Below are 24,321 nucleotides of genomic sequence, written 5' to 3' on the forward strand. Positions count from 1 at the left end.
CGCGATGGGAATGGAATCACTGTCCGCCATCAGTGGAATGCGCAGCGATGCGGTCGCCGATGCGCATGGCCTCGTCCAGGTCGTGCGAGATGAAGACGATGGTGCGGCGCTTGATCTGCTGCAGGCGCAGCAGCTCGCTTTGCATCTCGGTGCGGATGATGGGGTCCAGCGCGGAGAACGCCTCGTCCATGAGCAGGATGGACGGGTCGGCTGCCAGCGCGCGCGCCAGCCCCACGCGTTGCTGCATGCCGCCCGAGAGTTCGTCGGGGTAGCTGGCGCCCCAGGCGCCCAGGCCCACCTGCTGCAGGGCCTCCTGCGCTGCCTGCTGGCGCTCGGCACGGTCCACTCCGGCGAGTTCCAGCCCGAAGGCGGCGTTGTCCAGCACCGTCATGTGCGGCATCAGGGCGAACGACTGGAACACCATGCTGATGTCCTTGCGCCGCAGCGCGCGCAACTCGCGGTCGCCCAGGCGGTTGATGTCCTGGCCGTCCACCAGGATGCGGCCGCTGGTGGGCTCGATCAGGCGGTTGAGCATGCGCACCAGCGTGGACTTGCCCGAGCCCGACAGGCCCATGACGACGAAGATTTCGCCGGCCTCGATGGTGAAGCTGGCATCGAACACGCCGATGGAATGGCCCGTGCGCTCCAGGATCTGCTGCTTGCTCAGGCCCTGCTGCACCAGGCGCAGCGCTTCCTGCGGCGAGTCGCCGAAGACCTTGAAGACATGGTCGATGATGATTTGCTTGGCCACCGTGTGGGTCCTTCCTCGGTTGTGACGGGTTGAACGGGCCCCTGCCGCACCAATGGCGGCAGGAACGCAAAGGCCAAAGCGGCACACACGACCCCGATGCGGCGTCCCCGCGAGGGCACGCGCGTCGCCAATCGACGGGCGCGGCCTGCAGGGCCGGGAAGAGGGCGGACACGAAAAGTGACCAGATCGGCCCGAATGGCACGCGAACGGTGCGCAAGGGCCTGGGTGCGCGGCGCAAGAGGTCTGGCTGAGGACTTGCGCAGTCACGCGGGTACCGTGCGCCGCGCATTGGCGGCAGGGCACCCTGGGGCATCAGGGGCGAATACTTCGGCCTGTGTGCCAGGGCCGCCAGCAGTGGGAGGCGCGTTGGCACGGGGCGCTCTCGGGCAACGCAGCCACAAAGAGCGAATTACCTGCGTGGCAGGTTGTAAAACACCGTGAAAGTATAGTTATTCGGTATTTTTTAGTCAAAAAACGGGTTTTTTGATTTGTGCTATTTCGCGCGTGGACGGATGGCAGGCTCGCCGATCGCTGCAAAATTAATAGCTGCTCGCGCTTGCTGCATGGGCGCTGGAGGGCTTTTGAAGCAAAAAACCCATGGAGCGCGGGCGTTCCATGGGTTTGCGGGCGATTGGCCGGGTGACCGGCCGCATGCCTCAGTGCTTGTCCTCGGAAGTGTGCAGCAGCCGGTCGGTGAGTGCGATGGCCAGCGCGCTGAACAGGAAAGTGACGTGGATGATGGTCTGCCACATCAGCACCTTCTCGCTGTAGTTGGCGGCGTTGATGAAGGTCTTGAGCAGGTGGATCGAACTGATGCCGATGATCGACAGGCCCAGCTTCACCTTGAGCACCGAGGCGTTCACATGGCCCAGCCACTCGGGCTGGTCGGGGTGGCGATCCAGGCCAAGGCGGCTCACGAAGGTCTCGTAGCCCCCGACGATCACCATGATGAGCAGGTTGGAGATCATCACCACATCGATCAGCGCCAGCACCACCAGCATGATCACCGTCTCGTTGAGCGAGGTGACGGGCGCGTCCGGCTTGTAGCCGATGCTGGTGATGAGCGCCTGCAGCGCGGCCTCGTGGCCGAAAGCCGCTTCCACCAGGTGCCACAGTTCCAGCAGGAAGTGCCAGACATAGACGCCCTGGGCGGCGATCAGGCCCAGGTACAGGGGCAGTTGCAGCCAGCGGCTGCAAAGATCAGGGCGGGCAGGGGGCGCAGCGGGGCGTTTGCCATGTGGGCGGAATGGGGGGAAGGGGAAGTCATGGTGACGGGAAATGCGTCGGGAAGGTGAGGCGCGCCATTTTAGGGGCAGCCCGTTTCGCCCCGAAGACATGCCACCGTCAGGCATTTCACGCATGCCAGGGCATGGCGCTGGAGCGCTGCCGTATGCTGTGGCGCTCCGTCAGTGGCCTGTAAGTACCAGGGCTGAAAGTACCACTCAAAATTCTTAGCTTCAGGAGACAAACCCATGAGTGCATCGTCCAATGCCATCGAATCCGTATTGGTGGAGAACCGCGTCTTCCCGCCTGCCGATAGCGTGGTGAAGGCGGCCCGCGTGTCGGGCATGGCCGGCTACGAGGCCCTGTGCGCCCAAGCCAACAAGGATCCCGAGGGCTTCTGGGCGCGCCTGGCGCGCGAGCACCTGCAATGGACCAAGCCGTTCACGCAGACGCTGGACGAGTCCAAGGCGCCGTTCTACCAGTGGTTTGCCGACGGCGAGCTCAACGCCAGTGCCAACTGCCTGGACAAGCACATGGGGACGCCGGTCGAGAACAAGGCCGCCATCCTCTTCGAGGCCGACGACGGAACCGTCACCCAGGTCACTTACCGGCAACTGCTGGAGCGCGTGAGCCAGTTCGCCAATGCCCTGAAGGCGCACGGCGTGCAGCAGGGCGACCGCGTGCTCATCTACATGCCGATGGGCGTGGAAGGCGTGGTGGCCATGCAGGCCTGCGCGCGCATCGGCGCCACGCACAGCGTGGTGTTCGGCGGTTTCTCTGCCAAGGCGCTGAACGAGCGCATCATCGATGCGGGCGCCGTGGCGGTGATCACGGCCAACTACCAATTGCGCGGCGGCAAGGAACTGCCCCTGAAGGCCATCGTGGACGAGGGCCTGTCCATGGGCGGCTGCGACAGCATCAAGAATGTCTTCGTATACCAGCGCACGGCCACGGCCTGCGACATGGTGGCGGGGCGTGACAAGACCTTCTCCGAGATCCTGGCCGGGCAGAGCACCGAATGCCCACCCACGCCCGTGGGCGCGGAGCATCCGCTGTTCATCCTCTACACCAGCGGCTCCACGGGCAAGCCCAAGGGCGTGCAGCACAGCACCGGCGGCTACCTGCTGTGGGCCAAGGTGACGATGGAGTGGACCTTCGACATTCGCCCCGACGACGTGTTCTGGTGCACGGCCGATATCGGCTGGATCACGGGCCACACCTACGTGGCCTACGGTCCGCTGGCTGCGGGTGCCACGCAGGTGGTGTTCGAGGGCGTACCCACGTACCCCAACGCCGGGCGCTTCTGGCAGATGATCGAGCGCCACAAGGTCACGGTGTTCTACACGGCGCCCACTGCCATCCGCTCGCTCATCAAGGCGGCCGACTCCGACGAGAGCGTGCACCCCAAGAACTGGGATCTGTCGAGCCTGCGCATCCTGGGCAGCGTGGGCGAGCCCATCAACCCCGAGGCCTGGATGTGGTACTACCGCCATGTGGGCGGCGAGCGCTGTCCCATCGTGGACACGTTCTGGCAGACCGAAAACGGCGGCCACGTCATCACCCCGCTGCCGGGTGCCACGCCGCTCGTGCCGGGTTCGTGCACCTTGCCGCTGCCGGGCATCCAGGCCGCCATCGTCGATGAAACCGGCAAAGACCTGCCCAACGGCGCGGGCGGCATGCTCGTGATCAAGCGGCCCTGGCCCTCGATGATCCGCACCATCTGGGGCGACCCCGAGCGCTTCAAGAAAAGCTATTTCCCCGAAGAGTTGGGGGGCACCACCTACCTGGCCGGCGACGGCGCCGTGCGCAGTGCCGACCGTGGCTACTTCCGCATCACGGGCCGCATCGACGACGTGCTGAACGTGTCTGGCCACCGCATGGGCACGATGGAGATCGAGTCCGCCCTGGTCGCCAAGACGGACCTCGTGGCCGAGGCAGCCGTGGTGGGCCGTCCCGACGACCTGACGGGCGAGGCGATTTGCGCCTTCGTGGTGCTCAAGCGCTCGCGCCCCACGGGCGAGGAGGCCAAGCAGATCGCCACCGAACTGCGCAACTGGGTCGCCAAGGAGATCGGCCCCATCGCCAAGCCCAAGGACATCCGCTTCGGTGACAACCTGCCCAAGACCCGCAGCGGCAAGATCATGCGCCGCCTGCTGCGCTCGATCGCCAAGGGCGAACCCATCACCCAGGACACCAGCACCCTGGAAAACCCCGCAATCCTGGATCAGTTGGCGCAGTCCAACTGATGCAGGAGTCGCCGCAAGGCGCCGGCGCGCAGCGCTTGCGGGGTTGGACGGCACTCATATCTGCGCAGCAGATGTGACGTGCTGGCAAAAACATTGGATCAGTTGGCGCAGTCCAACTGATGCAGGAGGCGCCGCAAGGCGCCGGCGCGCAGCGCTTGCGGGGTTGAACGGCACTCCTATCTGCGCAGCAGATGTGGCGTGCCGGCAAAACCTGCATCGGTGGGCCCAGCCTTGCGGGTGAAGGGGTGCCGCGAGGCGTCGGCGTCCAGACTTTGCAGACCCAAACCGCTTCTTGCCAGGCGGCTTTTTTCGTTTCGGGCGAAGCAGTTTTGAACCCTGGCGTTGTAGGAGCAGGGCGCAAATACCGGGTTGGGCCATGACGGGCGTGCCGCCATGGGGTACAACCCGCGCATTGGCCGCACATCCCGTGGGTTGAACACAGATAGCGGTCCAGCTGGCCATCAGGAGTCCCTTGCATGAAGCTCAAAACCCTCATCCTTTTATTGATCGTCGTGGCCATCGGTGCGTTGGCAGCACTCAATTGGGCGACGCTCTCGGTGCCCACCGTCGTTTCATTGGGCGTGGCCACGGTGCAGGCGCCCCTGGGGCTCATCATGCTGGGGCTGACCGTCCTGCTGGGGGCCTTTTTCTTGGCCTATGTGCTGACGCTGCAGGGCTCTGTGCTCATGGAAACGCGCCGCCATGCCAAGGAGATGGCGGCGCAGCGCGAACTGGCCGACCGGGCGGAGGCATCGCGTTTCACGGAGCTGCGCCAGTTCCTGGAAACCCAGCACCGCACGGGCTACGACGCCCTGATGGCGCGCCTGGACGCGCTGGAGGCGCGCCTGAGCGCGCGGGCGCAGGAATCGGACAACATCACTGCCGCCTACGTGGGACAGTTGGAAGACCAATTGCACCGCCGGGGCGAGCCGAAAGCCGTACAGCCCGTGCCGCCGGTGCGCACCGAGCCGGAACTCAGGCTCTGACGGCCCTTACGCCATAAAAAGGCCGCAGAGCGTGAGCGCTGCGGCCTTTTTGCAGGGCGCGCCGCGAAGGCGCTTTCCCCTCTGGATTACTTGAGCGACAGGACCCAGGTCGCCAGCTTCTTGGCGTCGGCGGCGTTCACCTGGGCGTTGGCGGGCATGGGTACGGGGCCCCACACGCCGGAACTTCCCTTCATGATCTTCTCGGCCAGCTTGTCTGCGGCGCCTGCTTGGCCCGCGTATTTGGCGGCAACGTCCTTGTAGGACGGACCCACCAGCTTCTTGTCCACGGCGTGGCAAGCCATGCAGTTCTTGGAGGTTGCCAGGGCCTGGTCGGCGAATGCAGGGGCTGCAACCGACAGCGTCATGGCGAGGGTGATCAGTGTGCGCTTCATCGCGGGGTTTCCTCTAGGGTTGGGGTACATTTAGCCTTCAATGGGATTGTAGTGTTCGCCGTTGACGGGCTCCAGGCCAAAGCTCGCGCGGCACCAAAGGATGTGACCATGTATGCGCTGCTTTTAGGCATCTTGTTGATACTTCTCAAATATCTGGAGATCGGCCCTGTGGCGAATTGGTCATGGTGGTGGGTGTTGTCTCCTTTTGCGGTAGCTGCGGCCTGGTGGGCCTGGGCGGATGCCACCGGCTACACCAAGCGCAAGGCCATGGAAAAGATGGACCAGCGCCGCAAGGACCGCATCAACAAACAGAAGGAATCCATGGGCATGGGTCCGCGCCGACCGCGCTGAGGGCTTCTTCCCTGTCCAGACAACCCGCAGCGGTGCACGCGCCCTGCGGGTTTTTCTTGGGCGGTGCTGGCGCAGCAATGATCCTGTTTTGATAGCTGCTGGCGCTTATTGGATAAGCGTTGGCGGCATTTTTCATGAAAAGTCATCCAGCACCGCACCCTTGCTGGCGCTGGAGGCGTTGAAGGCAAACTTGGCCTGCACGCCCCGCATGTAGCGCGGCGTGGGTGGCTGCCAGGCGGCGCGGCGCTGTGCCAGCGTGGCGTCGTCCACGTGCAGCTGCAGCAGCAGTTGGTGGGCGTCGATGGTGATTGTGTCGCCCTCATGCACCAGCGCAATAGTGCCCCCCGCAGCCGCCTCGGGCGCGACGTGGCCCACCACCATGCCCCAGGTGCCGCCCGAGAAGCGCCCGTCGGTGATCAAGCCCACGCTTTCGCCCAGGCCCGCACCGATCAGCGCGCCCGTGGGGGCCAGCATCTCCGGCATGCCCGGGCCACCCTTGGGGCCGAGGTAGCGCAACACCATCACGTCGCCCGCGACGATCCTGCCGTCCAGGATGGCCTGCAGCGCCGACTGCTCATCGTCGAACACACGCGCGGGCCCGGTGATGACGGGGTTCTTCAGCCCGGTGATCTTGGCCACGGCGCCCTCGGGACTCAGGTTGCCCTTGAGGATGGCGAGGTGCCCCTCGCGGTACAGCGCCTTGTCGATCGGGTGAATCACGTCCTGGTCCGGCCGTGGCGCGTCGGGTACGTCGGCCAGGGTTTCGGCGATGGTTTTGCCGGTGATGGTCATGCAGTCGCCGTGCAACAGGCCGGCATTCAGCAGCACCTTCATCACCTGGGGAATGCCGCCCGCGCGGTGCAGGTCGACGGCCAGGTACCGGCCGCTGGGCTTGAGGTCGCAGATCACTGGGACCTTCTTGCGCATGCGCTCGAAGTCGTCGATGGACCACTCCACACCCGCCGCGTGCGCGATCGCCAGGAAGTGCAGCACCGCGTTGGTGGAGCCGCCCGTGGCCATGATCACGGCCACGGCGTTCTCGATGGCCTTGCGCGTGACGATGTCGCGTGGCTTCAAGTCCTTGCGGATGGCCTCGATCAGCACCCGGGCGGATTCGCGGGCCGAGTTCATTTTCTCGTCGTGCGGATTGGCCATGGTGGAGGAGTAGGGCAGGCTCATGCCCAGCGCCTCGAAGGCCGAGGACATGGTGTTGGCCGTGTACATGCCGCCGCACGAACCCGTGCCCGGGATGGCGTGCTGCTCGATGTCCTTGAGTTCCTGGTCGGTCATCCTGCCTGCCGCGTTCTGGCCCACGGCTTCGAACACGCTCACGATGTTCAGGTCCTGCCCCTGCCAGCGGCCCGGCAGGATGGTGCCGCCATACACGTAGATCGCCGGCACGTTGGCGCGCAGCATGCCCATCAGGCCGCCGGGCATGTTCTTGTCGCAGCCGCCGATGACGACCACGCCGTCCATCCACTGGCCCTGCACGCAGGTCTCGACGCAGTCGGCAATCACCTCGCGGCTCACCAGGCTGTACTTCATGCCCTCGGTACCCATGGCCATGCCGTCGCTGATGGTGGGCGTGCCGAAGACCTGGGCGTTGCCGCCCGCTTCCTCGATGCCTGCGATGGCCGCGTCGGCCAGGCGTTGCAGGCCGCTGTTGCAGGGCGTGATGGTGCTGTGCCCGTTGGCCACGCCCACCATGGGCTTGGCGAAGTCGCCCTCCTGGTAGCCCATGCCGTAGAACATGGAGCGGTTGGGCGCGCGCGCCTTGCCCTGGGTGATGTGGGCGGAGCGGCGGTTCAGCGGCAGCGGGTCGGTCATGGCGGGTCCTGCTTCTGCGGTGGCGAGACGGCCGAGTGTGGACGCCGCCGCAGCGGCTGTCCATGCGGGTGAATGCGGGGCCCGGGCGCCAGCGTGGGTACCGGGGCTACGACATAATCAAACGGTTTTGCCTAGGGCGGGGCTCAAGAGGTTTCCGCTGCGGCGCGCGCAGGCCCCCAAGCGCACGGGCCCATCGACTTTCCTGAGCCACTCATCTCCCGCAACCACGATGCCCGCATACCGTTCCAAAACCTCCACCGCCGGCCGCAACATGGCAGGGGCCCGCTCCCTGTGGCGCGCCACCGGCATGAAAGACGCCGATTTCTCCAAGCCCATCATCGCGGTGGTCAACTCGTTCACCCAGTTCGTGCCCGGCCATGTGCACCTGAAGGACCTGGGCCAGCTCGTGGCGCGCGAGATCGAGGCCGCCGGCGGCGTGGCCAAGGAATTCAACACCATCGCCGTGGATGACGGCATCGCCATGGGCCACGACGGCATGCTGTATTCGCTGCCCAGCCGCGACATCATTGCCGACAGCGTGGAATACATGGTGAACGCGCACTGTGCCGACGCCATGGTCTGCATCAGCAACTGCGACAAGATCACCCCCGGCATGCTCATGGCCGCCATGCGGCTGAACATTCCGGTGATCTTCGTCTCCGGCGGCCCCATGGAGGCCGGCAAGGTGCAGCAGGCCGTGCCCGGCACCAGCACCATCCAGATCAAGAAGCTGGACCTGATCGACGCCATGGTGATGGCCGCCGACGACAAGGTGAGCGACGCCGACCTGGCCGAGGCCGAGCGCAATGCCTGCCCCACCTGCGGCTCCTGCTCGGGCATGTTCACCGCCAACTCCATGAACTGCCTGACCGAGGCGCTGGGCCTGTCCCTGCCCGGCAACGGCACCGTGGTGGCCACGCACGCCGACCGCGAGCAGCTCTTCAAGCGCGCGGGCCGGCGCATCGTGGAGCTGGCGCGCCAGTACTACGAGCAGGGCGACGAGCGCATCCTGCCGCGCTCGGTCGGCTTCAAGGCCTTCGAGAACGCGATGACGCTGGACATCGCCATGGGCGGCTCCACCAACACCATCCTGCACCTGCTGGCCATTGCACAGGAGGCCGGCATCGACTTCAGCATGGCCGACATCGACCGCCTGTCGCGCAGCGTGCCGCAGCTGTGCAAGGTCGCACCCAACACCGACAAGTACCACATCGAGGACGTGCACCGCGCCGGCGGCATCTTCGCCATCCTGGGCGAGCTGGAGCGTGCGGGCAAGCTGCACACCGACGTGCCCACCATTCACGCACCCACACTGGGCGAGGCGCTGGCGCAGTGGGACGTGACGCGCACGCAGGACGAAGCCGTTCAGACGTTCTACAAGGCCGGCCCCGGCGGCGTGCCCACGCAGGTCGCCTTCAGCCAGAGCGTGCGCTGGCCGAGCCTGGACCTGGACCGCGCCGCGGGCTGTATCCGCTCCGCGGAGCACGCCTTCAGCAAGGAAGGCGGCCTGGCGGTGCTCACCGGCAACATCGCCAAGGACGGCTGCGTGGTCAAGACCGCGGGCGTTCATGAATCCATCCTGGTCTTCGAAGGCCCGGCGCATGTGGTCGAAAGCCAGGACGAGGCGGTGGAGAACATCCTGGCCGACAAGGTCAAGGCCGGCGACGTCGTGGTGGTGCGCTACGAGGGCCCCAAGGGCGGCCCCGGCATGCAGGAAATGCTCTACCCCACGAGCTACATCAAGTCCAAGGGCCTGGGCAAGGCCTGCGCGCTGCTGACCGACGGGCGCTTCTCTGGCGGCACCTCGGGCCTGTCCATCGGCCACTGCTCGCCCGAGGCGGCTGCCGGCGGCGCGATCGGCCTGGTGCGCGACGGCGACCGCATCCGCATCGACATTCCCAACCGCACCATCAACGTACTGGTGAGCGACGAGGAGTTGGCCCAGCGCCGCGCCGAGCAGGACGCCAAGGGCTGGAAGCCCGCCCAGCCACGTCCGCGCAAGGTCTCGGCCGCGCTCAAGGCCTATGCCAAGCTCGTGACGTCGGCCGACAAGGGCGCCGTGCGCGACGTGTCGCTGCTGGACTGACGTGGTGCGGTGCACGCCCATGCCGGGCGTGCGCTCCTGATTTATGAGCTGCTCGCGCTGGACGGACGCGATTTACAGGTGCGTTTAAGCTTCAAATGGCCACGCTGCCAGCGCCAACAGCTCTTTTTGTTGTAGCAACGAAATGCCATCGCCCATGAACGAGTTCCAGCAACGCATCGCAGCCAGCTTCGCGGCACAAGGTTTGATGGCCACCCTCGGCGCCCGGCTGGCGCTGGTGGCGGAGGGTGAGGTGCATATCGAGATGCCGTTTTCCACCCACCTGTCGCAGCAGCAGGGCTTCGTGCACGCGGGGGCCATCACCAGCATCGTGGACAGCGCCTGCGGCTACGCGGCGCTGACCCGCTCGCCCCCCGGCTGCGAGATCGTCACGGCCGAATTCAAGACCAACTTCATGCGGCCCGCGCTGGGCCGGCGCTTCCTCGCCGTTGGCAAGGTGCAAAACGCCGGGCGCATGCTCACCGTGTGCACCGGCGAAGTGCGCGCGTACACGGGCGACGGGCCCGACTACAAGGTGGTGGCGTTGATGCAGGCCACCATGGTCAACGTGCCGGCCGGCGCCTGAGAGCGCCGCAGCCTCACGAGCCCGAAGGGCCGCCCGCCTGGGTCTGCAGGTAGTTGGGCAGGCCGATCTTCTCGATCAGGCCGAGCTGCTTTTCCAGCCAGTAGGCGTGGTCTTCCTCGGTGTCGCGCAACTGGGCCAGCAGCATGTCGCGGCTCACGTAGTCGCGGTGGGATTCGCACAGGGCCATCGCGGCCTTCAAGCGGGCCTGCACGGTGTATTCGGTGTCCAGGTCCTTGCGCAGCATCTCCTGCGCGGATTCGCCGGGCGTGAAGTCGTGCGGGCGCATGTCAGGGCGCCCGCCCAGCATCAGGATGCGGCGCAGGATGGCGTCGGCATGCTGGGTTTCCTCCTCCATCTCGTGGCCCATGCGCTCGTACAGGCGGGTGAGGCCCTGGTCCTCGTACTGGCGGGAGTGGATGAAGTACTGGTCGCGCGCGGCCAGCTCGCCGCGCAGCAGATCCTTGAGGCAGTCGATGACTTCCGGGTGGCCTTGCATGTTGGTGTTCTCATGGGGGTGGTGATGGCGTGAGTATCCGGCGCCTTGCGCGCCGGTTCAATGGCGGCCGTCAATTACCGGGCATGGGCGCCCTGGATGCGGGCCGTACGCAGGCGCATTCTCATCCTGGCAGCGTTGGACAGGCGCGGGCGTGTCACGGCCCTGCGGCACAATGCCCGCCATGCTGATGTACCCCCAAATCGACCCCGTGGCCCTGCAGGTCGGGCCTTTGTCCATCCACTGGTACGGCCTGACCTATCTGGCCGGTTTTGCGCTGTTCATGTTCCTGGGCATGCGGCGCCTGAGCCACCAGCCCTACGCATCCCTGCGTGGCGACCAGGCGTGGTCGCGCAAGGACGTGGAGGACATCCTGTTCCTGGGCGTGCTGGGCGTGGTGGTGGGCGGGCGGCTGGGGTACTGCCTGTTCTACAAGCCGGGCTACTACCTGAGCCACCCGCTGGAGATCTTCTACGTGTGGCAGGGCGGCATGAGCTTTCACGGCGGGTTGCTGGGCGTGATCGGCTCCATGCTGTGGTTTGCGCATTCGCGCCGCAGGCCCTGGCTGCAGGTGGCCGATTTCGTGGCGCCCTGCGTGCCCCCGGGGTTGGCGGCCGGGCGCATCGGCAACTTCATCAACGGCGAACTGTGGGGGCGCTTCGCGCCGCCGGATCTGCCCTGGGGCATGGTGTTCCCGCAAAGCGGCTCCATGCTGCCGCGCCATCCGTCGCAGATCTACCAGTTCCTGCTCGAAGGCCTGCTGCTGTTCGTGCTGCTGTGGCTGTATGCGCGCCAGCCGCGCAAGCGTGGCGAGGTAGCGGCGGCGTTCCTCGTGGGCTATGGCGTGCTGCGCTTCACGGCCGAATACTTCCGCGAGCCCGACAGCTTCCTGGGCCTGTTGTCGCTGGGCATGAGCATGGGCCAGTGGCTGTGCATCCCGATGGTGGCGGCCGGGGTGGCGATGTGGGTCTGGGCGCAGCGGCAGGATGCTCCGGAGGGATTTGCATAAAAGAAGGCGCCAGCGCTTGTCCAGCAAGCGCCGGCAGCTCTCATTTTTGATTGTTCCTTGCGGGCGGCGCGGTGGCGGAGTGTTGCCGCGTTGCGTCAATATGCCCCGCTAGGGATAGTCCCCATCCCGGCGGCTTGGCATGCTTTCATAATTATTGAAAATTACGCGAAATGATGCAGTTTCGCGACCCCTTGTGTGCCATTCGTGACGTCATAACGCCTGCCGCCCATTCACCATGCGCCGTCCGCCCGCCAATTCCCTGCACCACCAGGCCGCCGAGATGCTGCGTCAGCAGATCTTTGCGGGCGAACTGGCGCCGGGCAGCTTCGTGGACGAGGCCGCGCTGTGCGAGCGGCTGGCCGTGTCGCGTACGCCGCTGCGCGAGGCGCTCAAGGTGCTGGTGGCGGAAGGGCTGCTGCGCCATGAGCCGCGCCGCGGCTGCTTCGTGGCCGAGATCACGGAGCGCGATCTGCAGGAGATCTTCCCCGTGATCGCGCTGCTGGAGGGCCGTGCGGCCTATGAGGCCACCGAGCACGCAGGCCCCGCCGACATCGACGCGCTGCAGGTGCTGCACCAGCGCCTGCAGGACCATGCCGAGGCGGGGCGCATCACCGAATACTACGAAGCCAACTACGCCATCCACGAGGCCTTCATCACCCTGGCGGACAACCGCTGGCTGGCCCAGGTGATCGGCGACCTGCGCAAGATCCTGCGCCTGGCGCGGCACCAGACGTTGCAGGTGCCCGGCCGGCTGCAGCAGAGCCTGTCGGAGCACCGGCAGGTGTTCGCCGCACTCCAAAAGGGCGACGCCGCCGCGGCTGAGCAGGCCATGCGCAACCACCTTCTGGCGCAGCGCGACGCGCTGCGCGAGCTTGCACGCAACCACCCCTCACGGATCACACCATGAACGCCGCCTCCACCTGGATCTCGCGCAACGTGGACCGCCTGCGGTCCGCAGACAGCAAAGCCGCCAGCAAGAACAAGGACAAGGACGGCGCAAGCGCCGCGTCGCCCAAGCCTGCGGCCGAACGTTCCACGCACGAGCGCCTGCAGGCCACGCTGCGCAGGAGCGGCGAGGCGCTGTCGCCCCGCGTGCTGCGCCGGTTGCTGACCGACCTGCAGGCAGTGGTGGCCCCGCGCGTGAGCGAGATCGAAGGCGGGCGCCGCGCGCAGGCCATTGCCGCGTGGTACGCCGAGGCCACGCCCGAAGAGCGGCGCGACCTGTGGTTGCTGATGTGCGAGCAGTTCGCGCCCGATGCCACGCGTTTCAAATCGGCCCAGCAGCGCTACGAGGCCGCCGCCGGCACCGATGATGCGCCCCAGGCCGAAGCCCACCTGCGCCGCGCCATGGTGTCGCCGCGTACACGGCTGCTGCAGCGCTTTGCGGTGTTTCCGGAAGGCATGCGCTTCCTCGTGGACTTGCGCGCCGAGCTGCTGCCCCTGCTCAAGAGCGACAAGCGCCTGCTGCCGCTGGACGCGGAGCTGGAGCAATTGTTCTCCACCTGGTTCGATGTGGCGTTCCTCGAACTGAGGCGCCTGTCGTGGGATTCGCCCGCCTCGCTGATCGAAAAGCTCATCAAGTACGAAGCGGTGCACGACATCCGCAGCTGGGCGGACCTGAAGAACCGACTGGACAGCGACCGCCGCTGCTACGGGTTCTTTCACCCCCGCCTGCCCAATGAGCCGCTGATCTTCGTGGAGGTGGCGCTGGTCAACGAGATTTCGTCCAGCATCACCCCGCTGCTGGACGAGGCCGCCGAGGCCGCCGACATCCAGCGTGCCACCACGGCGATCTTCTACTCGATCAGCAGCACGCAGACGGGGCTGCGCGGCGTGAGCTTCGGCGATTCGCTCATCAAGCACGTGGCCGAGACGCTCACGCAGGAATTCCCGCGCCTGCGCACTTTCGCCACGCTCTCGCCGATCCCGGGCTTTCGTTCCTGGCTGTCCAAGAACTGCGCCGCGCAGCTGGAGCAGCTCGACGAGAAGCGCCTGGCCGAACTGGGCCGCGCCGTGGGCTTCGAGCCGCCGCAGGCCGCGCATGTGCTGGCCGCGGCCGACAAGGCGCTGGAGCTGCCGCCCAAGTCACCCGTGCGCCAGCTGCTCATGCAGTGCGCGGCGCGCTACCTGGGGCGCGAGCTGCACGACGGCAAGCCGGTGGACCCGGTGGCGCGCTTTCACCTGGGCAATGGCGCGCGCGTGGAGCGGTTGAACTGGGCGGGCGACCCGTCGGCCAAGGGGCTCAAGCAGTCCTTCGGGCTGATGGTCAACTACCTGTATGACCTCAAGCGCATCGACAAGCACCACGGCCTGCTTGCGCAGGGGCGCGTGCCCGTGTCGGGCGATATCGACAGCCTGTGCCGTGACTGACGGCGCGCTGCCTCGGCGCCGGCGGGCGCGGCGGNCCGTGACATGCTGCGCGCAGCCGGCGCTGCGGGCCTGGCGCTGGCCACGGGCGGTGCCTGGGCGCAAGGCGCCAGCGGCTGGCCGACCAAACCGGTCAACATGGTGGTGCCGTTCCCCGCGGGCGGCGGCACGGATGCCTTTGCGCGCCCATTGGCTGCGCAGTTCGCCAAGTCCACGGGCAAGACGCTGGTGATCGACAACCGCGGCGGCGCGGGCGGCACCGTGGGTGCCAGCGTGGCGGCCAAGGCGCCAGCCGATGGCTACAACCTGTTCATGGGTGGCGTGCACCATGTGATTGCACCGTCCATGTACCCCAAGCTGGACTACGACCTGGAAAAGGACTTCGTGCCGCTGGCCTTGGTGGCCAACGTGCCGCAGGTGCTGGTGGTGAACCCGCGCAACGTGACGGCCACCAACATGAAGCAATTCATGGACTTCGTGAAGGCCAACCCCGCCAAGCTGAACTATGCGTCGGCCGGCTCGGGCACCTCGCACCACCTGGCGGGCGAGCTGTTCAAGCTGCAGACGGGGACTTTCATCACCCACATCCCCTATCGCGGCGCGGGCCCTGCGCTGCAGGACCTGATCGGCGGCAACGTGGACATGCTGTTCGACGGCCTGGGCTCGTCGGCCTCGCACATCAAGGGCGGGCGCATCAAGGCGCTGATGGTGTCGGGCTCCAAGCGCAACCCGGCCTTCCCCGACGTGCCCTGCGCGGCAGAGGTGGGCCTGCCGGACTACACCGTGTCCACCTGGTATGGCCTGTGGGCACCCAAGGGCACGCCGGCCGATCTGCAGGCGCGCATCGTCGAGGAGATCCGCAAGCTCGGCCAGGCCGAGGAGCTCAAGGCCATCTGGGCCGGCAACGGCGCGGAGTTCGGCACGCTGTCGCAGGCGGACTTCGCCAAGATGGTCAGCAGCGAGATCAAGCGCTGGGCGCAGGTGGTGAAGGCCTCGGGCGCCAAGCTGGAGTGATGTAGTCCCCCACTGCGGCGCCCCTCCAGTGGCGCCGCCGCCACCCCCACGAAGAGAGTCCGATCGCATGCCAGGTGAAGTTGTCGCGGCCATGGCCGCAGGAGAGGCCGCTGGCCGCGGCGTGGTGCGCGTGACGCTGCGCCACGAGGGCAGGCTCAACGCCATGTCGCGCGCCATGTGGCGCCAGTTGCGCACGGTGTTCCAGGACATCCAGCGCAGCGATGGCGTGCGCTGCGTGCTCATCGAGGGGGCAGGGGAGGCGTTCTGCGCGGGGGGGATATTTCCGAGTACCCCGCCTTTCGCTTCGACCCCGCGCAGCTGCGCGACTTCCACGAGAGCGATGTCTGGGGCGGGCTGGCGGCCATGCTGGACTGCGACGTGCCCATCGTCGCGCGCATCGCAGGCGCCTGCATGGGCGCGGGCGTGGAGATCGCCAGCTGCTGCGACATCCGCATTGCCGCTGCCGGCGCGCGTTTCGGCGCGCCCATCGCCAAGCTGGGCTTTCCGATGGCGCCGCGCGAGGCTGCCTTGGTGGCGGGCGCCGTGGGCGACGTGACGGCGCGCCAGATGCTGTTGGAGGCGGCCACCTTCAGCGCCGCCGAGATGGCGCAGCGGGGCTTTCTGAGCCGCGTGGTCGACACCGAGCAGCTGGACGCGCAAGCCCTGGGCACGGCGCTGCGCATCGCAGCCTTGGCGCCCGGTGCGGCCCGGCTCAACAAGCAGACCTTGCGCGCTATACGAAAAAATGTGCCGCTAGCGCCCGACCAGCAAGCGCAAGCAGCTTCTGATTTGATAGCGCATAACGCACTGGCCGACCCCTACGCCTATGCCGACAGCGCCGAACACCGCGAGGGCATCAACGCCTTCCTGGCCAAGCGCGCTCCCGTTTTCTGAATCCTTTGTGTGTGCACCACCATGAGCTCCTCCTCCCAGAACCTGTTTTCCGCGCTGCGCGCCGCCTTTCCTGCTGACCTGGACCAGACCGCCGTCGAGGCCGCCTCGGCCGCGGGCGCGCCGCTGCTCTACACCTGGCGCGACCTGGACCGCGCCAGCGCCCGCATCGCCAACCTGCTGGCATCGCTGAAGCTGCCCGAGGGCAGCCGCATCGCCGTGCAGGTGGAAAAGTCGGTCGAAGCCATGCTGCTGTACCTGGCCACGCTGCGCGCCGGCTACGTGTTCCTGCCGCTGAACACCGCCTACCAGAGCGCAGAGATCGAGTACTTCATCGGCAATGCCGAGCCGGCCGTGGTGGTCTGCACGCCAGGCAACTTCGGCTGGGTGTCGAAGATCGCCTTTACTGCCGGCACGCAACATGTGTTCACGCTGGGCGACGACCGCACCGGCAGCCTGCTGGAGCGCGCCGCGCACTTCGGCGACGAGCACCGCGCCATCCCGCGCAAGGCTGACGACCTGGCTGCCATCCTCTACACCAGCGGCACCACGGGACGCAGCAAGGGCGCGATGCTCACGCATGGCAACCTGCTGTCCAATGCCCAGGTGCTCAAGGACTACTGGGGCTGGAAGCCCGGCGACGTGCTGATCCACGCGCTGCCCATCTTCCACGTGCACGGCCTGTTCGTGGCCATCCATGGTGCGCTGATCAATGGCAGCAAGATGATCTGGATGGCGAAGTTCGACCCCAAGGCGGTGATCGCCGCCATGCCGCGCGCCACGGTGTTCATGGGCGTGCCCACGCTCTACGTGCGCATGCTGGCCGAGCCGGCGCTGACCCAGGCCGCGGCCAGCCACATGCGGCTGTTCATCGCGGGCTCGGCGCCGCTGCTCATCGAGACTTTCAAGGAATGGCAGGACCGCACGGGCCACACCATCCTGGAGCGCTACGGCATGAGCGAGACCATCATGCTCACCAGCAATCCCTACGCGGCCGACGCGCGCCATGGCGGGCAGGATGAGCGCCGCGGCGCCACCGTGGGCTTTGCGCTTCCCGGCGTGGGCCTGCGCGTGGTGGGCGATGACGGCCAGCCGCTGCCCGTGGGTGAGATCGGCAACATCCAGGTCAAGGGCCCCAACGTGTTCAAGGGCTACTGGCGCATGCCCGAGAAGACCAAGGAAGAGTTCAGCGCCGACGGCTGGTTCAAAACCGGCGACGTCGGCAAGGTGGATGAGCGCGGCTACGTGAGCATCGTGGGCCGCAGCAAGGACCTGATCATCAGCGGTGGCTACAACGTCTACCCGGCCGAGATCGAGGGCTACGTCAACGAGATGCCCGGCGTGGCCGAGAGCGCCGTGGTCGGCGTGCCGCACCCGGACTTCGGCGAAGTGGGTGTGGTGGTGGTCATCCCCAAGCCCGGTGCAAAGGTGGATGGCGACGCGGTCATCGCATCGCTCAAGAGCCAACTGGCCAACTTCAAGATTCCCAAGCGCTGCTTCGTCACCACCGAACTGCCGCGCAACACCATGGGCAAGGTGCAAAAGAACCTGCTGCGCGACCAGTACAAGGGGCTGTTCGCCTGAGCCGGCGCGGCATTGCAATGCAAAAAGGCGGCCTGGGCCGCCCTTTGCTATTTGGATGATAGCTGCTAGCGCTTGATAGCCGGGCGCTAGAGCCTGATTTGATGCTTAGCGCAGCACCAGCACCGGAATGTGCGAGTGCGTCAGCACGTGCTGCGTCTCGCTGCCCAGCAGCAGGCGCTTGATGCCCTTGCGGCCGTGCGAGGCCATCACGATCAGGTCGCACTTGTGCTTCTTGGCGGCGGCGATCACGGCTTCGGCGATCAGGTCGGACTTGGCGACCACGGTCTTCACGGTCACGCCTTCGTCGGTGCCCTGCACCTTGACCTTGTCCACCAGTTCCTGGGCCGCATCCGCCCACTGCTTCTCGATGCGCTTGATGTCCGCGGCGTCCACGGGCAGGCCGCCTTCGAAATAGCTGCGCGGATACCGGGGAACGACCTTCAAGGCGACCACCGACGCACCTGTGAGCCCCGCCAGCGAGAGCCCGCTTTCCACGGCCTTTTGCGACAGGGGGGAACCGTCGGTGGCGATCAGGATGCGTTTGTACATGTGCAGCTCCTCGTTTCGTTAAGAACGGTAAAAGCATAGAATAGTTCGTGGTCCATGTCTTAAGTCAATGAGTCCTTCGCGCAATCCGAATAGTCTTGAGGCTATGTCAAATCCTGATACCGACCCGTGGGCGTCGCCCCTCTCCACAGCTGCACCGGATGAGGTCGCGTTGCTTGATGACCCCCAGGAATGGCTGGCGTTCGGCCGTCCCTGCACCCCTGCAGGCAGCCCCTTGCCGGGTGGTGCCGCTGACCCTGCCACGGCCGACGCTGCAGCCACCGCGTGGGACTCCCATGTGGTGCTGGAGGGCATGCACTGCGCGGCCTGTGCCCTTACGATCGAAGACGCCCTGCGAGCCGTGCCGGGCGTGTTGCAGGCCGATGTGAGCGCCGCCACGCGTCGGGCCCGGGTGGTGTGGCAGCCTGGCCAAGTGAAGCCGTCGCAGTGGATGGAAGCCGTGCGCCACGCGGGTTACCGCGCCATGCCCGCCATGGATGCGTTTGCGCGCGACCAGCGCTTGCGCGAGAGCCGCCGCGCGCTGTGGCGCTGGCTGGTGGCGGGCTTTTGCATGATGCAGGTGATGATGTACGCGTGGCCCGCCTACGTGGCGCAGCCGGGCGACCTGTCGGGCGAGATGGAGCAGCTGTTGCGCTGGGCCTCATGGGTCATCACGCTGCCCATGGTGGTGTTTTCCTGCGGCCCCTTTTTTACCAGCGCGCTGCGTGACATTCGCCTGCGCCGCGTCAGCATGGACCTGCCCGTGGCGTTGGGCATGCTCATCACCTTCGTGGTCAGCATGGCGGGCACGTTCGATCCGACCGGCCCCTTTGGCCGCGAGGTCTACTACGACTCGCTGACCATGTTCGTCTTTTTCCTGCTCACGGGCCGCTGGCTGGAGTTGCGCCTGCGCGATCGCACGGCAGGGGCGCTGGAAGCCGTGATGAACCGATTGCCCGACAGCGTGGAGCGGCGGGCGGAAGACGGTAGCTTCACGCGCGTGGCCACGCGCCGTCTGCAGGCCGGCGACGTGGTGCGCGTGTTGCCGGGGGAGGCCTTTCCCGCGGATGGCCGCATCCTTTCAGGCGGTACCCAGGCCGACGAGGCGCTGCTCACCGGTGAATCCACGCCTGTGGACCGACCCGAAGGCAGCCGCGTGACGGCGGGCAGCTACAACCTGCGCGCACCGGTCACGGTGGAGGTTTTGGCGCTGGGCAGTGAGACGCGCTTTGGGCAGATCGTGTCATTGATGGAGAGCGCGTCTTTGCAAAAGCCCCGCCTGGCGCAGCTGGCGGACCGGGTGGCCCGGCCTTTCCTGGTGGCGGTATTGTTGGCCGCGGGTCTGGCGGCAGTGTGGTGGTGGCCGAGCGACCCCAGCCACGCCCTGATGGTGGCGGTGGCGGTGCTCATCGTTACGTGCCCCTGCGCGCTGTCTCTGGCCACGCCGGTCGCCATGCTGACGGCTGCGGGCACCTTGGCGCGGCGGGGCGTGCTGGTGCGCAACCTGCAAGGGCTGGAGGTGCTGGCCGCGGTGGATACGGTGGTCTTCGACAAGACGGGCACGCTGACCCGCGATGGGCTTGCGCTGCATGCCGTGCATGTGGCGCCAGGGGCCGGCTGGGGCGAGGGCGAGGCGCTGGCCCTGGCTTCGGCGCTGGCGGCGCATTCACTGCATCCCGCCTCGCGCGCGCTGGCATCCGCGGCGCAGTCTGCCGCGGCGCCCGCGGGCTGGACGGTCCATGCCGTGCAGGAGCTGCCGGGTGCAGGCCTGGTGGCCCGTGCATCGTCACCGTCACACGCCCAGGAAACGATACTGCGCCTGGGCTCTGCGGCCCATGCCCGCGTGCCCGCCGTGGACGGCGATGCGGGGCCGCAGGTCGTGCTGTCGATGGAATGCGAAGGCGCGGCAGTGGAAATCGCGCGGTTCGTGCTGAGCGAACAACTGCGCCCCGAGGTCGCGGCGGTCGTGCGCGGGCTGCGCGCCGAAGGCGTGGCGGTCGAGCTGCTGTCCGGTGACCGGGCCGAGTCCGTGCAACGGGTGGCTGCCCAGGCGGGCATCGGCCAGGCCCGGGGAGACTGCACCCCGCAGGACAAGCTCGCGCATCTGCAGACGTTGCAGGCGCAAGGACACTATGTGGCGATGGTGGGCGACGGCCTCAATGATGGCCCGGTGCTGGCGGGGGCGCATGTGTCGTTCGCGTTTGGTCGTGCGGTGCCGCTGGCGCAGTCCCAGGCCGATTTTGTGGTGCTGGGCGACAGCCTGGCGCTGGTGCCCCAAACCGTGATGCTGGCCCGCCGCACGCTGCGCGTGGTGCGCCAGAACCTCTGGTGGGCGGCGGGCTACAACGCGCTGTGCGTGCCGCTGGCCGTGGTAGGCTGGATGCCTGCCTGGCTGGCCGGGCTGGGCATGGCGCTCAGTTCGCTGCTGGTGGTGCTGAACGCCGCGCGCCTGGCGCGGGATCTGCCTGCACTGCCGTCGCCGGGACTGGCGCAACAGCGCCCGCACGGCACGGCACCCATCGATATCACCAAGACACGGCTGGAGGCCGCCTGATGGACATTCTTTATCTGCTGATTCCGCTGTCGGTCGTTCTTGTGCTGATGATTCTGGGAGGCCTGTGGTGGGCCGTCTACCGTGGCCAATTTGAGAACGTCGATCAGGAGGGGGAGCGCATTCTGAGGGACGGTTGATGTTCGTCAATAGGCCTACTGCGAGCTTGGTTAAAACTTTTTACTGCAAATACTAGAGGTGCCCGATGGATTCTTCACAAACAAGAGTTGCGCACTACGACGACACCGTAGTGCGCCAGTTTTCTATCATGGCTGTCGTATGGGGGGTGGTCGGCATGCTGGTGGGCGTTTTCATCGCCGCCCAGCTGGCCTGGCCTGAACTTAACTTCGGCATTCCCTGGCTCAGCTACGGGCGCCTGCGCCCCTTGCACACCAACGCGGTGATTTTTGCCTTTGGCGGCTGCGCGCTGTTTGCCACCAGCTTCTACGTGGTGCAACGCACCTGCCAGGCCCGGCTGTTTGGCGGGCCGCTGGCGGCTTTTGTGTTCTGGGGCTGGCAGCTGGTCATCGTGGCGGCAGCCATCAGCCTGCCGCTGGGCTTCAACCAGGTCAAGGAATACGCCGAGCTGGAGTGGCCGATCGACATCCTGATCACCGTCGTCTGGGTGGCCTACGCCATTGTGTTTTTCGGCACCATCGGCGTCCGCAAGGTCAAGCACATCTACGTGGCCAACTGGTTCTTTGGCGCCTACATCCTGGCCATCGCGCTGCTGCACATCGTCAACAACGTGGCGATTCCGGCGGGCTTCATGAAGAGCTACTCGGCCTATGCGGGCGTGCAGGACGCCATGGTGCAGTGGTGGTACGGCCACAATGCCGTGGGCTTTCTGCTGACGGCGGGTTTCCTCGGGATGATGTACTACTTCATCCCCAAGCAGGCAGGCCGTCCGGTGTATAGCTACCGCCTGTCCATCGTGCACTTCTGGGCCCTGATCTTCACCTACATGTGGGCCGGCCCGCACCACCTGCACTACACCGCGCTGCCCGACTGGACGCAGTCCGTGGGCATGGTGTTCTCGCTCATCCTGCTGGCTCCCAGCTGGGGCGGCATGATCAACGGCATCATGACGCTGTCGGGCGCATGGCACAAGCTGCGTGACGACCCCATCCTGCGCTTCCTGATCGTGTCGCTGTCGTTCTACGGCATGTCCACGTTCGAGGGCCCGATGATGTCCATCAAGACCGTCAACGCCCTGAGCCACTACACCGACTGGACCGTCGGCCACGTGCACTCCGGCGCGTTGGGCTGGGTGGGCCTGATCTCTATGGGTTCGCTGTACTACCTGGTGCCCCGCTTGTTCGGCAAGGACAAGATGCACTCCGTCAAGGCGATCGAGCTGCACTTCTGGATGGCGACCATCGGCATCGTGCTGTACATCGCCGCGATGTGGATTGCCGGTGTGATGCAGGGCCTGATGTGGCGCGCCATCAACCCCGACGGCACACTGACCTACACCTTCGTTGAAAGCGTGAAGGCGACCTATCCCTTCTACGTGATCCGTGTGTCCGGTGGCCTGCTGTACCTGGGCGGGATGATCGTGATGGCATGGAATGTGTGGATGACTGCGATCTCCGGCCGTTCGGTCAAGGTGGCAATCCCTGCCGTGAACGCGGCACACGCCTGAGTCCGAAGGAGCTTTACCCATGTCCAACAACAACACATCTGCTTCGACCGGCTTCACCCACGAAAAGGTGGAAACCAACAACTTCCTGATGATCGTGCTGATCCTGATCGTGATCGCCATTGGTGGTCTGGTCGAGATCGTGCCCCTGTTCTTCCAGAAGTCCACGACCGAGGCGGTCAAGGGTGTGGAGCCCTACAACGCCATGCAGCTGGTGGGGCGCGACATCTACATCCGTGAGGGCTGCTACAACTGCCACACGCAGATGATCCGCCCCTTCCGCGCTGAGACCCTGCGCTACGGCCACTATTCGGTGGCGGGCGAGTTCGTCTATGACCACCCCTTCCAGTGGGGCAGCAAGCGCACCGGGCCTGACCTGCACCGCGTGGGCGGCAAGTACAGCGACGAGTGGCACCGCATCCACCTCGTCAACCCGCGCGACGTGGTGCCCGAGTCCAACATGCCCGCCTATCCCTGGCTGGAGAAAAACGCGGTGGACCCCGCCAGCGTGGCACCGCGCATGAAGGCGCTGCGCACCGTGGGCGTGCCTTACACCGACGAGCAGATCGCCAAGGCCGGTGACGAGGTGAAGGGCAAGACCGAGATGGAAGCCCTGATTGCCTACCTGCAGGTCATGGGCCGTGCGCTCAAGTAAGCCCGACAACCGTTAGCCAAGGAGAAACACCATGGACGTTACTTCCATGCGCATTGTCGTCACGCTGGCTTCGATGGCCTGTTTTGTCGGTATCTGGGTTTGGGCCTACAGCGCCCGCAACAAGACCCGGTTCGATGAGGCGGAGCAGCTGCCGTTTGATCAAGATTGACCCCCACCAGAACGAGAACACCTCATGAGTGATTTCACCAGCAACTTCTGGTCGCTCTTTGTGACCACGCTGACCTTGGTTGGCATCGTCGGCTGCGGCATCCTGCTGTGGATGACCGGCCGTAAGAAGGTTTCGGCCACGGCCGACAACACCACGGGCCACGTCTGGGACGAGGATTTGGTCGAAATGAACAACCCCCTGCCGCGCTGGTGGGTGTGGCTGTTCGTCATCACCATCGTCTTTGGCCTGGGCTACCTGGCGGCGTACCCCGGCCTGGGCACCTATGCGGGCAAGCTGGGCTGGACCCAGCTGGGCGAGTACGAGGCCGAGATGAACAAGGCCAAGACCGAGCTGGAGCCGCTGTATGCGCGCTTTTCGGCCATGAAGCCTGAAGACATGGCCAAGGACCCGCAGGCCATGGCCATTGGCGAGCGCCTGTTCATGAACAACTGCGCGCAGTGTCATGGTTCCGATGCCCGCGGCAGCAAGGGCTTCCCCAATCTGGCCGATGCCGATTGGCTGCATGGCGGAACCCCCGAGAAGATCCGCGAGACGATCGAGAAGGGCCGTGTCGGCAACATGCCTCCGCTGGCCGCCGCTGTGGGCTCGCCCGAAGACGTGCGCAACCTGTCGCACTACGTGCTGAGCCTGTCGGGCAGCCCGCACGACTCGCTGCGCGCCTCGCTGGGCAAGTCCAAGTTTGGCGTCTGCGCTGCCTGCCACGGCATGGACGGCAAGGGCAACCAGGCCCTGGGCGCGCCCAACCTGACCGATGACATCTGGCTGCACGGCTGGGGCGAGGCCACGATCACCGCCATGATCAACAACGGCAAGGTCAACGAAATGCCCGCCCAGGCCGGCAAGCTGACCGAGGCGCAGATTGGGGTGCTGTCGGCCTATGTCTGGGGTCTTTCCGGGCGTCAGCAGGCGGCGGCGCAGTAACGCTGTAACCTG

At 66.2% G+C, this 24,321-nt stretch carries 19 protein-coding genes and 4 pseudogenes; 17 read left to right on the top strand and 6 right to left on the bottom strand.

Annotated features, from left to right (window positions below; translation table 11 throughout):
- Positions 1-43: 43 nt before the first annotated feature.
- Both OX89_RS11960 and OX89_RS11965 read right to left on the bottom strand, forming a co-directional pair.
- Positions 44-751, bottom strand: a pseudogene (locus OX89_RS11960) (betaine/proline/choline family ABC transporter ATP-binding protein); the annotation flags it as partial.
- Between the two features lie 656 nt (positions 752-1,407).
- A pseudogene (locus tag OX89_RS11965) lies at positions 1,408-2,018 on the bottom strand (TIGR00645 family protein).
- Positions 2,019-2,223: 205 nt separating this feature from the next.
- On the opposite strand from OX89_RS11965, the gene acs reads away from it, so the two are divergent.
- Both acs and OX89_RS11975 read left to right on the top strand, forming a co-directional pair.
- On the top strand, positions 2,224-4,221 hold the full coding sequence (gene acs / locus OX89_RS11970) for an acetate--CoA ligase (protein WP_047350768.1): 1,998 nt from the start codon (positions 2,224-2,226) through the stop codon (positions 4,219-4,221).
- 476 nt (positions 4,222-4,697) lie between these two features.
- Positions 4,698-5,207 (top strand): hypothetical protein, encoded by a 510-nt coding sequence (locus OX89_RS11975; protein WP_011804503.1) that lies wholly within the window; start codon positions 4,698-4,700, stop codon positions 5,205-5,207.
- An 86-nt stretch (positions 5,208-5,293) separates the two neighbouring features.
- On the opposite strand, the gene OX89_RS11980 is transcribed toward OX89_RS11975, so the two are convergent.
- A complete protein-coding gene (locus OX89_RS11980) occupies positions 5,294-5,599 on the bottom strand; it encodes a c-type cytochrome (protein ID WP_011804504.1) in 306 nt (101 codons plus the stop codon).
- A 108-nt stretch (positions 5,600-5,707) separates the two neighbouring features.
- On the opposite strand from OX89_RS11980, the gene OX89_RS11985 reads away from it, so the two are divergent.
- Positions 5,708-5,950, top strand: coding sequence for a TIGR04438 family Trp-rich protein (locus OX89_RS11985; RefSeq protein ID WP_011804505.1), 243 nt, complete (start codon positions 5,708-5,710; stop codon positions 5,948-5,950).
- Between the two features lie 132 nt (positions 5,951-6,082).
- Here the strand turns inward: OX89_RS11985 and ilvD (OX89_RS11990) are convergent, their stop codons facing one another.
- A complete protein-coding gene (ilvD, locus tag OX89_RS11990) occupies positions 6,083-7,777 on the bottom strand; it encodes a dihydroxy-acid dehydratase (protein ID WP_047350769.1) in 1,695 nt (564 codons plus the stop codon).
- 229 nt (positions 7,778-8,006) lie between these two features.
- Here ilvD (OX89_RS11990) and ilvD (OX89_RS11995) point away from each other — a divergent pair, with 229 nt between their 5' ends.
- Positions 8,007-9,863, top strand: coding sequence for a dihydroxy-acid dehydratase (gene ilvD, locus OX89_RS11995; RefSeq protein WP_047350770.1), 1,857 nt, complete (start codon positions 8,007-8,009; stop codon positions 9,861-9,863).
- Positions 9,864-10,017: 154 nt separating this feature from the next.
- Positions 10,018-10,446, top strand: a complete 429-nt coding sequence (locus OX89_RS12000; protein WP_047350771.1) for a PaaI family thioesterase — start codon at positions 10,018-10,020, stop codon at positions 10,444-10,446.
- A gap of 13 nt (positions 10,447-10,459) precedes the next feature.
- On the opposite strand, the gene bfr is transcribed toward OX89_RS12000, so the two are convergent.
- Positions 10,460-10,942, bottom strand: a complete 483-nt coding sequence (gene bfr, locus OX89_RS12005; protein WP_011804509.1) for a bacterioferritin — start codon at positions 10,940-10,942, stop codon at positions 10,460-10,462.
- 181 nt (positions 10,943-11,123) lie between these two features.
- Here bfr and lgt point away from each other — a divergent pair, with 181 nt between their 5' ends.
- From lgt to OX89_RS12035, 6 genes and pseudogenes are all read left to right on the top strand, one after another.
- Positions 11,124-11,948, top strand: coding sequence for a prolipoprotein diacylglyceryl transferase (gene lgt, locus OX89_RS12010; RefSeq protein ID WP_199856238.1), 825 nt, complete (start codon positions 11,124-11,126; stop codon positions 11,946-11,948).
- A 235-nt stretch (positions 11,949-12,183) separates the two neighbouring features.
- On the top strand, positions 12,184-12,855 hold the full coding sequence (locus tag OX89_RS12015) for a GntR family transcriptional regulator (protein ID WP_011804511.1): 672 nt from the start codon (positions 12,184-12,186) through the stop codon (positions 12,853-12,855).
- Entirely contained in the window at positions 12,852-14,318 is a 1,467-nt protein-coding gene (locus OX89_RS12020; protein ID WP_047350773.1) for a malonyl-CoA decarboxylase, read from the top strand. Before OX89_RS12015 ends, OX89_RS12020 begins: the two co-directional genes overlap by 4 nt.
- A gap of 35 nt (positions 14,319-14,353) precedes the next feature.
- Positions 14,354-15,329: pseudogene (locus OX89_RS12025) on the top strand (Bug family tripartite tricarboxylate transporter substrate binding protein); the annotation flags it as partial.
- 67 nt (positions 15,330-15,396) lie between these two features.
- Positions 15,397-16,223 (top strand): annotated as a pseudogene (locus tag OX89_RS12030) (enoyl-CoA hydratase/isomerase family protein).
- Between the two features lie 21 nt (positions 16,224-16,244).
- Positions 16,245-17,804 carry a malonyl-CoA synthase gene (locus OX89_RS12035; protein WP_047350775.1) on the top strand — a complete coding sequence of 520 codons (1,560 nt, stop codon included), beginning with the start codon at positions 16,245-16,247 and terminating at the stop codon, positions 17,802-17,804.
- A gap of 105 nt (positions 17,805-17,909) precedes the next feature.
- Here the strand turns inward: OX89_RS12035 and OX89_RS12040 are convergent, their stop codons facing one another.
- Positions 17,910-18,353, bottom strand: a complete 444-nt coding sequence (locus tag OX89_RS12040; protein WP_011804516.1) for a universal stress protein — start codon at positions 18,351-18,353, stop codon at positions 17,910-17,912.
- A gap of 103 nt (positions 18,354-18,456) precedes the next feature.
- Here OX89_RS12040 and OX89_RS12045 point away from each other — a divergent pair, with 103 nt between their 5' ends.
- From OX89_RS12045 to ccoP, 6 genes are all read left to right on the top strand, one after another.
- On the top strand, positions 18,457-20,904 hold the full coding sequence (locus OX89_RS12045) for a cation-translocating P-type ATPase (RefSeq protein ID WP_234305557.1): 2,448 nt from the start codon (positions 18,457-18,459) through the stop codon (positions 20,902-20,904).
- Complete coding sequence (gene ccoS / locus OX89_RS12050) at positions 20,904-21,041, top strand: cbb3-type cytochrome oxidase assembly protein CcoS (protein ID WP_047350777.1); 138 nt, start codon at positions 20,904-20,906, stop codon at positions 21,039-21,041. The genes OX89_RS12045 and ccoS overlap by 1 nt, the downstream gene beginning before the upstream one ends.
- Positions 21,042-21,106: 65 nt before the next feature.
- The gene (gene ccoN, locus OX89_RS12055; protein ID WP_047350778.1) at positions 21,107-22,546 is read left to right on the top strand and encodes a cytochrome-c oxidase, cbb3-type subunit I; all 1,440 of its coding nucleotides are present in this window, start codon (positions 21,107-21,109) and stop codon (positions 22,544-22,546) included.
- A gap of 19 nt (positions 22,547-22,565) precedes the next feature.
- Positions 22,566-23,198 carry a cytochrome-c oxidase, cbb3-type subunit II gene (gene ccoO, locus OX89_RS12060; RefSeq protein ID WP_047350779.1) on the top strand — a complete coding sequence of 211 codons (633 nt, stop codon included), beginning with the start codon at positions 22,566-22,568 and terminating at the stop codon, positions 23,196-23,198.
- A gap of 31 nt (positions 23,199-23,229) precedes the next feature.
- On the top strand, positions 23,230-23,367 hold the full coding sequence (locus OX89_RS12065; protein ID WP_047350780.1) for a cbb3-type cytochrome c oxidase subunit 3: 138 nt from the start codon (positions 23,230-23,232) through the stop codon (positions 23,365-23,367).
- A gap of 24 nt (positions 23,368-23,391) precedes the next feature.
- Positions 23,392-24,309 carry a cytochrome-c oxidase, cbb3-type subunit III gene (gene ccoP / locus OX89_RS12070; protein ID WP_047350781.1) on the top strand — a complete coding sequence of 306 codons (918 nt, stop codon included), beginning with the start codon at positions 23,392-23,394 and terminating at the stop codon, positions 24,307-24,309.
- Positions 24,310-24,321: the final 12 nt, after the last annotated feature.

This window comes from Diaphorobacter sp. J5-51 (genome assembly GCF_001023515.1).
GTDB lineage: Bacteria > Pseudomonadota > Gammaproteobacteria > Burkholderiales > Burkholderiaceae_C > Diaphorobacter > Diaphorobacter nitroreducens.